Source organism: Rossellomorea vietnamensis, from assembly GCF_025398035.1.
Lineage (GTDB): Bacteria > Bacillota > Bacilli > Bacillales > Bacillaceae_B > Rossellomorea > Rossellomorea vietnamensis_B.
The window spans coordinates 221,475-233,879 of sequence record NZ_CP104558.1; the positions used below are offsets into that span (position 1 = coordinate 221,475).

15 protein-coding genes are annotated in these 12,405 nt (G+C 43.7%); 12 read left to right on the plus strand and 3 right to left on the minus strand.

Translation table 11 applies throughout. The features are described 5' to 3' along the window. Positions 1–85: 85 nt before the first annotated feature. Positions 86–766: a queuosine precursor transporter gene (locus tag N5C46_RS01195; RefSeq protein ID WP_261750577.1), complete on the minus strand. Its 681-nt coding sequence runs from the start codon at positions 764–766 to the stop codon at positions 86–88. Between the two features lie 103 nt (positions 767–869). Between N5C46_RS01195 and N5C46_RS01200 the strand changes: the two genes are divergently transcribed. Together N5C46_RS01200 and N5C46_RS01205 are read left to right on the plus strand one after the other, a co-directional pair. After that, on the plus strand, positions 870–1,526 hold the full coding sequence (locus tag N5C46_RS01200; RefSeq protein WP_261750578.1) for a reverse transcriptase-like protein: 657 nt from the start codon (positions 870–872) through the stop codon (positions 1,524–1,526). Between the two features lie 70 nt (positions 1,527–1,596). Beyond that, the gene (locus N5C46_RS01205; RefSeq protein ID WP_261750579.1) at positions 1,597–1,794 is read left to right on the plus strand and encodes a zinc-finger domain-containing protein; all 198 of its coding nucleotides are present in this window, start codon (positions 1,597–1,599) and stop codon (positions 1,792–1,794) included. 55 nt (positions 1,795–1,849) lie between these two features. Here N5C46_RS01205 and cspD read toward each other — a convergent pair whose 3' ends face one another. Beyond that, positions 1,850–2,050: a cold-shock protein CspD gene (gene cspD, locus N5C46_RS01210; protein ID WP_034758543.1), complete on the minus strand. Its 201-nt coding sequence runs from the start codon at positions 2,048–2,050 to the stop codon at positions 1,850–1,852. 297 nt (positions 2,051–2,347) lie between these two features. Here cspD and mntR point away from each other — a divergent pair, with 297 nt between their 5' ends. Further along, positions 2,348–2,764 (plus strand): transcriptional regulator MntR, encoded by a 417-nt coding sequence (gene mntR / locus N5C46_RS01215; RefSeq protein WP_034758545.1) that lies wholly within the window; start codon positions 2,348–2,350, stop codon positions 2,762–2,764. A 90-nt stretch (positions 2,765–2,854) separates the two neighbouring features. On the opposite strand, the gene N5C46_RS01220 is transcribed toward mntR, so the two are convergent. Further along, positions 2,855–3,073 carry a DUF3892 domain-containing protein gene (locus N5C46_RS01220; RefSeq protein WP_261750580.1) on the minus strand — a complete coding sequence of 73 codons (219 nt, stop codon included), beginning with the start codon at positions 3,071–3,073 and terminating at the stop codon, positions 2,855–2,857. A 194-nt stretch (positions 3,074–3,267) separates the two neighbouring features. Between N5C46_RS01220 and N5C46_RS01225 the strand changes: the two genes are divergently transcribed. The 9 genes from N5C46_RS01225 (at position 3,268) to N5C46_RS01265 (ending at position 12,395) form a co-directional block, all read left to right on the plus strand. Beyond that, the gene (locus N5C46_RS01225) at positions 3,268–3,942 is read left to right on the plus strand and encodes a class I SAM-dependent methyltransferase (RefSeq protein ID WP_261750581.1); all 675 of its coding nucleotides are present in this window, start codon (positions 3,268–3,270) and stop codon (positions 3,940–3,942) included. 171 nt (positions 3,943–4,113) lie between these two features. Continuing rightward, a complete protein-coding gene (locus N5C46_RS01230) occupies positions 4,114–5,805 on the plus strand; it encodes a formate--tetrahydrofolate ligase (protein ID WP_261750582.1) in 1,692 nt (563 codons plus the stop codon). Between the two features lie 27 nt (positions 5,806–5,832). Continuing rightward, entirely contained in the window at positions 5,833–6,330 is a 498-nt protein-coding gene (locus tag N5C46_RS01235) for a hypothetical protein (protein ID WP_261750583.1), read from the plus strand. Between the two features lie 43 nt (positions 6,331–6,373). After that, positions 6,374–7,231, plus strand: coding sequence for a DegV family protein (locus N5C46_RS01240; RefSeq protein ID WP_261750584.1), 858 nt, complete (start codon positions 6,374–6,376; stop codon positions 7,229–7,231). A 98-nt stretch (positions 7,232–7,329) separates the two neighbouring features. Further along, complete coding sequence (locus tag N5C46_RS01245; RefSeq protein ID WP_261750585.1) at positions 7,330–7,974, plus strand: HD domain-containing protein; 645 nt, start codon at positions 7,330–7,332, stop codon at positions 7,972–7,974. Continuing rightward, on the plus strand, positions 7,971–9,857 hold the full coding sequence (locus N5C46_RS01250; protein WP_261750586.1) for an ABC-F family ATP-binding cassette domain-containing protein: 1,887 nt from the start codon (positions 7,971–7,973) through the stop codon (positions 9,855–9,857). The genes N5C46_RS01245 and N5C46_RS01250 overlap by 4 nt, the downstream gene beginning before the upstream one ends. A gap of 73 nt (positions 9,858–9,930) precedes the next feature. Further along, positions 9,931–11,058: a conserved virulence factor C family protein gene (locus N5C46_RS01255; RefSeq protein ID WP_261750587.1), complete on the plus strand. Its 1,128-nt coding sequence runs from the start codon at positions 9,931–9,933 to the stop codon at positions 11,056–11,058. 21 nt (positions 11,059–11,079) lie between these two features. Then, the gene (locus tag N5C46_RS01260; protein ID WP_261750588.1) at positions 11,080–11,514 is read left to right on the plus strand and encodes a BrxA/BrxB family bacilliredoxin; all 435 of its coding nucleotides are present in this window, start codon (positions 11,080–11,082) and stop codon (positions 11,512–11,514) included. Between the two features lie 104 nt (positions 11,515–11,618). After that, entirely contained in the window at positions 11,619–12,395 is a 777-nt protein-coding gene (locus N5C46_RS01265; protein ID WP_261750589.1) for a class I SAM-dependent methyltransferase, read from the plus strand. The last annotated feature ends 10 nt before the right edge of the window (positions 12,396–12,405 follow it).

The following is a 12,405-nucleotide window of genomic DNA, read 5'->3' on the forward strand; positions in this document are numbered from 1 at the left end:
GAAGGAGGATGCTTCATGGCATTTCACTTCATACTCTTTATATTCATTGCAAAAGCCGGGTGAAAATGCATACACCCGGCTTCGGTCATCCTATATTCTTCGGAAATCGTTTTGCGATATAGCCAAACGGGGTATCCATAAGGGAAATCACCCATTTGAGAAGATAAGTGGTAATGAAAATCTCGAACCAAACGTGCATCGGATATTCACCAAGGAAGGCGATGCTTGTGAAGACGAGTGTATCCAATAGTTGACTCACCATCGTACTCCCGTTATTGCGGATCCAAAATTGGGCATCTGTCGGGAACTTCTTCTTCAGATACGTAAAGATATACACGTCCGTAAATTGGCTTACAAGGTAAGCGGCAAGGCTGCCAAGTGCAATCCGCGGGATGATGCCAAAGATCGTCGCAAGGGATTCCTGGGCGAAATCGTCAGGATGTGGTTGAAATAAGAGCGCCAGTTGCATAATAATAGTCATGACGATCAACGTGAAGAAGCCAAGCCAAACCGCTTTCTGAGCCTCTTTTTTACCATACTTCTCGTTCAGGATATCCGTCACCAGAAAGGCGGTACCATACATGGCATTCCCGAGTGTCGCCGTCAGACCAAAAATTTCAATCGTCTTGACGACCTGAAGGTTTGCAAGTATGGTCGAGATCCCTATCCAGACAAAGAGACCGGTTCGTCCAAACATTCGATACATGACAAGTAAACATGAGAATGTAATGAGTACGAAAACCAGGCCAAACCATATATTAAACATAATAAGTCCTCCTATCGTTCATAAGTGAATGAAACAATAGTCCTCATTATACAAAGAAAAATGATTTTGAACAATAAAATGAAGAAAAGGGAGTGAAAGAAGAATGAAAATGAAAATTAAATTTAAATATAAAAGCAAAACCGCTTCCGATATATGGTTTGAATCCGGTTTTTTCAAGCGGAAAGAAACATTGATTCATGTAGATGATCTGATGAAAACGGGAAGGGTCGTTGATCTTGAAATCATTGATGAAATGGGAAACTCTTGGACAAGGAAAGAATACATCAAATTGAATCAGGAGTTAGAGAAGGAACCCGAAAACATCGTGGTGTTCTTTGATGGCGGGTTTGATAAGGAAACGAACTATGCGGGTGCCGGAATCGTCATTTATTATGAAAAAGGCGGGGAATCTTTTCGGATTAGAAAAAATGCACTTCTCGAAGAAATCGAGAACAATAATGAAGCTGAATACGCGGCATTGCATATAGCTCTCGGGCTGCTTGAAGAAATCGGGGTTAAAAATGTGCCCTGTACGATTAAAGGAGATTCTCAGGTGGCAATGAAGCAGCTTGGGGGCGAGTGGCCTTGCTATGAAGAGGGGTTGAGCAGGTGGCTTGATCGAATTGAAGGATCAATCCAAAGGCTTGGGCTGAAACCCAATCTGATCGTCCTGAACAGGAAAGACAACAAAGAAGCCGATAAGCTTGCCAACCAGGCACTTCAAGGCATTAAGGTACACAGTAATAAACGATTAGAATAATTCTGCTGTGTATTATATACTCTATTAATACAATGATTTGCTGTGCGTGAAAAAATCTAGGAGTGATCTCATGAATCGAAAAGAAGTGGTGGATAAAGTGGATGAGCTTATAGACACCTACTGTAACGACTGCTTACTGAAAGCACACTTTCGCAAAGAGTATGGTAAAACGTATGCTCACCGCTTTTGTATAGAACAATGCACCATCGGGGAACAAATCCGTCAATACGGAGAATATCTGAATAGGAACAACGCTTATCAAAAATAAAGGGCAGCCATTTTAGGGGCTGCCCTTCATCATGTTGATCTATTGTTTTGTACGATTATAATTTGACTACGTTTGCAGCTTGTGGTCCGCGATTTCCTTCAACAACATCGAAAGAAACTTCTTGACCTTCTTCTAATGATTTGAATCCTTCACCTTGAATCGCTGAGAAGTGAACGAATACGTCATCTCCACCTTCAACTTCGATGAATCCAAAACCTTTTTCATTGTTGAACCATTTTACTTTACCATTTTGCATGTTAGAATCCTCCTAAATCGTTCAAGCACGGTTGTGCCTCTGGAAAATAGTTTTCACGAAATGAATGATGTTTATGGCAGATATATAAGCCATAATCATCGGTCACTTCAATGATGTCTTAACTATACAATATGACGTTTTTCGAGTCAACATTCGTCCAATTTAGAAAGGAATCAGTTGACTGTGGAGAGATAAAGGTGAACGAGTGAGTGATTTGGCGTTCGGGGTCAGGGTTGTATTCATCCTGTAGTTATAGTAAACTTTTAATGATATTTATGGGAATTTGGAGGGTAAAAAATGCCTACACCAAGTATGGAAGATTATATAGAACAGATTTACATGTTAATTGAGAACAAAGGTTACGCCAGAGTTTCGGATATAGCAGAAGCTTTATCTGTCCACCCCTCCTCAGTTACCAAAATGGTTCAGAAACTTGATAAGGATGATTATCTCATTTATGAGAAATACCGAGGTCTTGTTCTCACTCCAAAGGGAAATAAGGTAGGAAAGCGTTTAGTTTACAGACACGAGCTGTTGGAACAATTCCTTCGTGTTATTGGAGTGAAGGAAGAGCATATTTATGAAGATGTGGAAGGAATCGAACATCATTTAAGCTGGGATTCCATCGATCGCATTGGTGATCTCGTACAATTCTTCGAGGAAGAAAAGAGCCGGGTAGAAGGGCTGCGAACGATTCAAAACCGCAGTGAATAATGAATATATCCATTTACTAAAAACCGCGAAAAACATAAGACAAGGGTAAAGGACTTTCATTTCAAATGAAAGTCCTTTTTGGATGGGCGGTCAAAATATAGAAGGGTAGTCGTTAAAAGTTCCATCTTCGACTGACAGACTGGATAACTCAGATTCTCCCCATTCATTCTCATTGAGTGTGACACCTTGAAGTAAACCTTCGGATGCTTCCAATACGGCTTTCCGGTAGGAAATGATACGGCCGGAAGAGGTTTGAAAGCTTATAATATCTCCTTGATAATTCCGTTGTACCTTGGATATTTCTTCCATATATATCACCTTTTCTGTTCAGACTTTACTATTAGTATGAACAAATGAGAAAGAAAACATAATGGGAAGGGTAGGATTTATAAGTTTACATAATAATATTATGTTTATAAATAGATTCATTATGCTTTCATGCAGGAATTAAGGAGATAGACTGAGAATATAGAACAGTATAGAAAAAATATTGAGGTGTACATATGAAAAGTTCAGAATGGCATACAAGCGCCAAAACCCGTTGGGAAGATAATGCCGATCATTGGCATTCAAAAAGCGTCGAAATGTGGACAACTGGAAGCAGAAAAGCCGTCATCCCTTTCTTTCATGAATACGCAGGGAAAGCAAGAACCGTTGCGGATTTAGGGTGTGGCGACGGATATGGATCTTATCTGTTGTATGAAAAAGGATATTGGGTCACAGGAATGGACTTCTCAAGGAACATGATTGAACTTGCCAAGGAGCAGGAAAGGGACAATCTGTCCTTCGTACAAGGGGATCTGAATTCCCTTCCCTTCGACGGTGGTCAATTTGATGCTGTGATGGCGATCAATTCGGTAGAATGGACAGAAAATCCTCTACACACATTGAATGAGATTGAACGGATAGTGAGGAAGGATGGATTTATTTGCATCGGATTATTGGGACCGACTGCTCATCCGAGGGAAAATGCCTATCCCCGCCTCCAAGGTAAAGAGGTCATCTGTAATACCATGATGCCGTGGGAATTGGAAAAGCTTGCCCAAGATAAAGGATGGAAAACGGTCGGTGAAGACTATATCTACAAAAAGGGCGTGAAACCGACGCATACAGACAATCTCTCCAATGAATTAAAGCAGGCTTTGACGTTCACGACATTATTTATGTTTCAAAAATAAACATGATCGATTCTCGTCCCGGGAGTCGATCATGTTTTACTATCCGCCATCATTCCCGTCAGGGGAGAAGCTGGAAGAGCAAAAGTGTTCAATTATAGTGTAAAATAAAGATACAATAGAAATAGACAAGCCGCGATTACTTTAAAAATGAAGCTAAGAGGGTGAACTTCCATGACTACAATAAAGAAAAAAGTATTATCGGATATCGAGATAGCTCAACAATCCACTTTACTGCCGATCGTGGACATTGCTAAAAAGATCGGCCTGACAGAAGATGACGTGGAGCTTTACGGTAAGTACAAAGGAAAGATATCCTTTGAATCGATACATAAACTGAAAGACCATTCAGAGGGGAAATTAATCCTCGTAACATCGATCAATCCAACGCCTGCAGGTGAAGGGAAGTCGACAGTGACGGTGGGACTCGGGGATGCTTTGAACCGATTGAATAAAGAGACCATCATTGCCATGAGGGAGCCTTCCCTTGGGCCTACGATGGGGATCAAAGGGGGGGCGACAGGTGGCGGCTATTCACAAGTGCTTCCCATGGAGGACATCAACCTCCACTTCACTGGGGATATCCATGCCATTTCCACAGCGAATAATGCCCTGGCTGCCTTAGTGGATAATCATATTCATCAAGGTAATGAATTGAATATCGATCAAAGAAGAGTGGTATGGAAACGATCGATTGATATGAATGATCGTTCCCTTCGCCAGATCATCGTCGGTCTGGGCGGACCTGTACAGGGGGTTCCACGGGAAGACGGCTTTGATATCTCAGTTGCGTCTGAGATCATGGCTGTTCTCTGTCTATCTCAGAGTATCGGAGAATTAAGAAAAAGACTCGGTCAGATGGTTGTCGCATATAACCGGATAAAACAACCCGTGACCGTTGAGGATCTCGGTGTGGAAGGGGCTCTGACGTTATTGCTGAAGGATGCACTAAAGCCTAACCTCGTCCAGACGATCGAGCATTCCCCTGCTCTTATCCACGGAGGTCCATTTGCCAATATAGCTCACGGCTGCAATAGTGTCATGGCGACGAAAACAGCTTTGAAGCTTGCTGATTATGTGGTGACAGAATCCGGGTTCGGGGCAGATTTAGGAGCCGAAAAATTTCTGAATATCAAGGCACGTGCTGCAGGTAAATCTCCAGATGCGGTTGTACTGGTTGCCACCATCCGTGCGTTAAAAATGCATGGTGGCCAGTCGAAAGAGGACCTTCAAATAGAAAATCTTCCGGCCCTGGAAAAAGGATTGTCCAATCTGAAGAAGCATATGGAGACCCTGGAGCAATTCAATGTGCCATTTGTCATTGCCATCAACAAGTTCAGAGCAGACAGTGACCATGAAATTCATGCCTTGATCAAGTGGTGTGAAAACCAGAATAAAAAGGTTTCATTAACGGATGTATGGGCTAAAGGCGGAGAAGGTGGTGTCGATTTAGCACAGAAGGTCTTAGAGGAGATCGAAGGGAATAAAAAGGAATTCTCCCCCCTTTATGAACTGTCAGATTCCCTGCAGGTGAAAATCGAAACCATAGCCAAAAAAGTATACGGGGCAAGTGGAGTGGAGTACACGGTCAAAGCGAGAAAGCAGTTGGAAGAGTTTGAAACACGTGGCTGGGGCGTTCTCCCGATCTGTATGGCCAAGACGCAGTACTCCCTTTCTGATGATCCGGCAAAACTCGGCCGTCCGGAGAATTTCACCATCACGATACGCGAACTGAAACCAAAGATCGGAGCAGGCTTCATCGTTGCGTTGACCGGTGAAGTCATGACGATGCCCGGACTGCCGAAAAAACCGGCTGCCTTCGGAATGGATGTAGATGAAGACGGCAGGGCGATCGGACTGTTTTAACGATGAAGAAGGGAAAGGAGGGCAAAGATGTTTGATCCGACAGCATTTGATAACTTAAAGGTAATCTTTGAAGGAGCGGTCTACGATCTTGACTTGACAGGTGATATTCAGATACTTGATCGGAAGGATTTGTTTGATTTTGCTCATTATGAGCGGTGTTATCAAATCCATTATTCACTCCCATATGAAAAATCGCTTTCAATCGAGTTTCATCTGAAGGCGGATATGGGGCATTTCCTGGCAGAAAGAAAGATGATGACTGAAAAGAATACGGCTGGAGCGGACATTCTCATCGTCTATAAAGGTGATGAAAAACTTCAACGTCAAATGGAGATCCTGGAAGAAGCCTGGGGGAAGGATAAACATTGGGAGTGGAAAGAAGTGAAGTCCTCCGTTAAACGAACCTCATACGATGGAATCTTAACCTTCAACCGGGTGATTACGGAAGAAATGGTGGATGATGTATTACAGATGATATCGTTCTCTGTAGACACACTGAAACAACTGAACCGAAAGGACTTCTAGTCCTAAGTTGATCTCATATAAATAGAAAAAAGGGGAATTTTTCATGAGAATAGCATGGGTAACGGATAGTACTGCATTTGTTCCAAATCAATCGGAGAGTGGGAAAGAAGACATCTATGTCGTTCCGATGAGCATCCTGTTCGGGGAGAAGGAGTATATGGACGGCATTGACCTGTCCCCTGAAGAATTGTTCGCTAAGTTAAGGAACGAAAAGGTGGAAGTGAAAACCTCCCAGCCTTCAATCGGCAGGTTTAAGGAATTATTTGAACAACTGTCAAGGGACTATGACTATATCTTCTCCATCCATGTTTCGTCTCATTTCAGCGGTACCTTTTCGTCTGCTTATCAGGCTGCGGAACTACTGAAGGACACCACTCCAAATATTAGTTGCATCGACTCGAAAATACTTTCCAACCCGTTGACAGAATTGATTCAGTACGGTAAACGTTTATCGGAGGAAGGTACAGATCCCCTTGGGATAAAAGAGGCGATTGAAGAAAGAATCAACTCTTGTGAGACGTATGTGATGGTAGGGAGCCTCGAGCAGCTGCATAAAAGCGGAAGGATGGGCGGCCTGTCATTCTTCCTGGGGAGCGTTCTGAAGATAAAGCCCATGCTTTCCATTGAAGATGGTAAGCTTAAAGTGGAAGACAAGGTAAGAAGCATAAAAAAAGGCTTAAGCAGCATGAGCCACCAGTTGAATCTGGCTCTTGCAAATAGGAGAATAGGGAAAGTATCTGTATTACACGGGTTAAATCAGGAGGATGCTTTGGAATGGATGGAACAGCTGAGACAAGCTTATCCTGAAATTGAATTCGGGGCCTATCCCCTTGGGGCAGTGATCGGCGTACATGCTGGTGAAAACACAATCGGTATAAGCTGGTTTTCAGAAAGTAAATGAAAAAACGAAAGAAGGAGTGATGTGTAGATTCAGGCATCCACTCCTTTTTATTCTGAAAGTAGAACATCATTTGGTACAATGGAAGAGAAGGTGGAAATGTGGAGCGTAAAGAGCTGGACCAAGTAATAGACTATTTAAAACAAGAGTACATAGGTGAATCAACCGGGCATGATTGGTATCATTTAGATCGGGTGAGAAAACAGGCACTTAGAATCGCGAGGGAAGAGCAGGTTTCCCATACTTATATCATTGAGCTTGCGGCACTGCTTCACGATGTGCCGGACGAGAAGTTCACAGGCGAAGAAGAAGGAAAGAAAAAACTGGATGATATCCTAATGAATCTCACACTCAATGAAGATGATATGACGTTACTGAAATCGATCATCTATTCCATCTCGTATAAAGGTGGTCATGAAGCGGGATTGACTACGATCGAAGCGAAAATCGTCAGGGACGCCGATCGCCTTGATGCCATCGGGGCGATCGGCATCGCCAGGACATTTGCCTATGGGGGCAGGAAAGGCAGAGCGATGTATAATCCTGACTTTCAAGTGAGAGAACATATGACCATAGAGGAATACAGAAATGGGGATAGCTCCAGCATCCATCATTTTCACGAGAAATTACTGAAGTTGAAAGATTTAATGTGCACAGAGACCGGCAGGATGTTGGCAGAAGAACGCCATGAATTCTTGCTCCGGTTTCTAGAGCAATTCAATAAAGAATGGACTGGTCAAGAATGAGAATGTTAACAGCTGAGAATCTTTCCAAAACCTATGGGGAGAAGACTCTGTTTAAAGATATATCCTTTTCCATTACGGAGAGGGAAAGAGTCGGACTGATCGGGGTGAACGGTACAGGTAAATCAAGTCTGTTGAAACTGATAGCCGGAATGGAAGATTATGATACCGGTGAGCTTTCAAAGCCGAACGACTATCATATTGCCTATCTTCAACAGGAACCCGCTTTTAATGGTGAATTAACGGTGCTTCAACAAGTATTCCGCGGAGAAGCGAAGATCATCCAGGCTATGAGAAACTATGAAACGGTGCTCATGGAGATGGAGAAGAACCCGGAAAGTCCAAGGGTGCAAGATGAATTATTTGAAGCACAAAAGCAAATGGATCTCCTCAATGCCTGGGATGCAAGTGCAAATGCAAAAGCCATATTAACGAAACTCGGCATTCATGATTTCGGGAAGAAAATGAATGAATTATCCGGTGGCCAAAAGAAGCGGGTGGCCCTGGCAGGGGTTCTCATTGAAACTCCGGACCTGCTTATATTGGATGAACCGACCAACCATTTGGATTACCAGTCCATCAAGTGGCTGGAGGACTACTTGGGGAAGTATAACGGATCGGTTTTAATCGTTACACATGACCGGTATTTCCTTGATAAAGTGACAAACCGCATCTTTGAATTGGATGGAGGCAGCCTCTATGCCTATAAAGGGAATTATGCTTCCTTTATTGAAGCCAAAGCTTCACGTGAAGAAGTGGAACGCCAATTATCCGAAAAACAGCAAAATCTTTACCGGAGAGAGCTTGCATGGATGAGAAGGGGAGCAAAAGCCCGGACCACGAAACAAAAGGCCCGTATCCAGCGATTCGAACATCTGGAAGATACCATGTCATCGGGTCCTGCCAATGGACAAGTAGATATGGCGATTGGAGGAAATCGTTTAGGCAAGCAGGTGTATGAGTTCAAAGGCGCGTCAAAACAATTTGAAGACAAGCGGATTTTAAATGAATTCTCTTTTCTGATCAAGCCTAAAGACCGGATCGGCATAGTAGGGAAAAACGGAAGCGGAAAATCAACCTTCCTCAATCTCCTTGCAGGGACCGATGAGCTGACAAAAGGAGAATTGATCAAAGGACAGACCGTCAAGATCGCCTACTATACCCAGGGTCATGAAGAACTGGATGAAAATATGAGAATGATTGAATATATAAGAGAAGCGGGAGAGTATATAACGACAGATAAAGGTGAACAAGTTTCCGTTACATCCATGCTCGAGAGATTCCTTTTTCCAATGAGCACCCATGGGACATTGATCCGAAAGCTGTCAGGCGGTGAAAAACGAAGGCTTTTCCTGCTGAAACTATTAATGTCAAAACCGAACGTCCTGCTTCTGGATGAGCCTACCAACGATTTAGACACAGAGACACTGACAGTTCTTGAAGATTATATCAATGAATTTTCCGGTGTAGTGATCACTGTTTCCCATGACCGCTACTTTCTGGATAAAACAGCAGATCAGCTGTTAATATTCAATGGGGATGCTCAGATCGATTTCTATTACGGGGAATATACTGAGTATCTGGAGAAGAGTGAAGCTTTAAGTAAGAAGCAGCCGACAGATTCAACGAAAGAAACCGTCCCTGTTAAAGAAGTGAAGGAAAAAGAGAAAAAAAGGCTCTCTTATATGGAAAAAAGAGAGTGGGATGAAATTGAAGATAAGATGGCAGGAATTGAAGCTAAAATAGAAGAAGCGGATGCCGAGCTCCAAAAAGTCGGCAGCAACTTCGAGCGGGCACAAGAGTTGATGAAGGAAAGCGAACAGCTAAACGAGGAACTGGAAAGACTCATTGAGAGGTGGACCTATCTCTCTGAATTTGCCGAATAAGTCACTTTCTTTAAGGCAACAAGGATACTGTGTTAAGATGGAAACGAATAGTTTAGAGAAAGGGGTAACAGTCTTGAGGATTCTATCAATTGAACCTACTCCAAGTCCGAATACGATGAAAGTCCTTCTCGATCAGGAAATGAAGGCCGGGAAGAGCAATAACTATAAAAAAGGTGAAGCGGAGGGGGCCCCTCCCGTCATCAAAGAGATCCTGGCCATCGAAGGTGTGAAAGGGGTTTACCATGTTGCCGACTTCCTGGCCGTCGAACGGAACGCTAAATTCGATTGGCAAGAGCTATTGCCACAGGTGAGAAAGGCTTTCGGTGAAGATACTGCTGCTGAGAAAACGGAATCCCACATGGAGGAACACTTCGGTGAAGTGAATGTCAGTGTGCAGATGTTCAAAGGAATTCCCATGCAGGTTAAGGTGGCAGACGGGGAACAAGAAAAGCGTTTTTCCCTGCCTTCTTCATTCCTTGAAGCGGTTGGTCAGGCCCAAAAAGAGGGGGATAACGTCGTCCTTCTTAGAAAGTGGAAAGATTACGGCATCCGGTACGGTGAACTGGATGAAATCGGCAGCGACGTGAGTGAAGAATTAGTGGCGGCCTATCCTACTGAAAGGCTTTCCGGGCTTATCGAAGAAGCTGAGAAAACAAACGATGCCAAGGGACCACTCATTTATAAGAAAAAGCAAAAGGTGACCGTCGAAGATTTTGAAGCGCCGGAATGGGAAACCAGGTATCAGAAACTGGATGCGATGGAGGATCCTACATTGGGCGACTTACCTCTCCTTCAAAAAGCCCTCGAGGACGAGAAAGTATCGATCCGCAGATTAGCCGTTGTGTACCTTGGAATGATTGAAGATGAAAGAGTCCTTCCATTGCTCTACAAAGGACTGCATGATAGGTCCGTAACAGTGAGAAGGACGGCGGGCGACTGTCTTTCTGATCTGGGCTTTCAAGCGGCCATCCCTGAAATGGTTGCAGCCTTGAAGGATAAGAGTAAATTGGTTAGATGGCGCGCGGCCATGTTCCTTTATGAAGTCGGTGATGAAACTGCCCTCCCTGGTTTAAAAGAGGCGGAAAATGACCCTGAATTTGAAGTGAAACTTCAGGTGAAAATGGCCATTGAACGAATCGAAGGCGGCGAAGAGGCAAAAGGGTCGGTTTGGAAACAGATGACAGAAGCACGTCATCAATAAACAGGAAAGGATTGATCATGCATGTCTATGGCATATGAAGAATATATGAGACAGTTGGTTACGCCGATGAGGCAGGAATTGACGCAAGCGGGCTTTAAAGAGCTTGGTACAGAAGAGGAAGTCGAGAATTACATGGAAAACACAGAAGGAACGACCCTTGTCGTCGTTAACTCTGTTTGCGGATGTGCAGCTGGTCTTGCACGTCCAGCTGCCACTCAATCCGTCATGAACAACGATAAGACCCCTGACCATCTTGTCACGGTTTTTGCAGGACAGGACAAAGAAGCGACTGCCAAGATGAGAGAATACTTCGACGGTTACGAACCTTCTTCACCGTCCATGGCTTTGCTTAAAGGAAATAAGGTCGTTCACTTTATCCCCAGGGAAGAAATTGAAGACCATGACATTTCTTCCATTATTTCAAACCTGGTGACTGCATTTAACGAAAACTGTTAACAGTCCACAAACAAAGAGCGGATGACAGAGTCATCCGCTCTTTGTTTGTGGTAGGATAATGAAAAGATGATAGAAAATCTTATATCCAAAGGAGAATCACTAACGTGTTTGTCACCACTTGTGGAAGAACCAATCAGAACGTAATAGATAAAGCGCACGAGGCAGCCGATCTCCTTTCAATAGCGTATATCCCGAGGGAAAAAAGATCGATCCGTCACCATATGGAAAAAACTGATGATGACTGCCTTGTCATCGGGAAAGAAAGGCTTGAGCTTCATACGCGGGAAGGGGAGGGAGAGCCATTCTTTTTCCATCCAAATTCCGCATCCTTCCGAATCAAGAGGCTTATGAGGGGGGAGAAGGATCCACTCATAGAAGCGGCAGACCTTAAGGAAGGCATGAGCTTTCTGGACTGCACCCTTGGACTTGCTTCAGATAGCATCATCGCTAGTCATATCGTAGGGGAAGAAGGGTCGGTAACAGGGATTGAAGCGAATAAATTCATTGCCCATATCGTTCATCAAGGACTGCAGGAATGGAACTCCCCGCTTTCTGCGTTAAATCGGGCCATGAAACGTATAAACGTCCTCAATGGACATTTTGACGGAGAACTAAAGAAATTAAGGGATGATGCATTCGACGTCGTTTACATTGATCCCATGTTTGAAGAAGCATTGACCGACTCACATGGAATCAATCCCATCAGACAGTGGGCAAGCTATACAGGGGTTACAAAAGAAGGAATAGAAGAGGCGAAACGAGTGGCCAAAAAGCGGGTCGTACTAAAAGAACACTATCAATCACCCCTGTTCGAAGAATTGGGCTTTGAAGTCATAAAAAGGCCATCAGCCAAATTCCATTTTGGCGTCATCCGGTTGTAAAAGGCCAAAT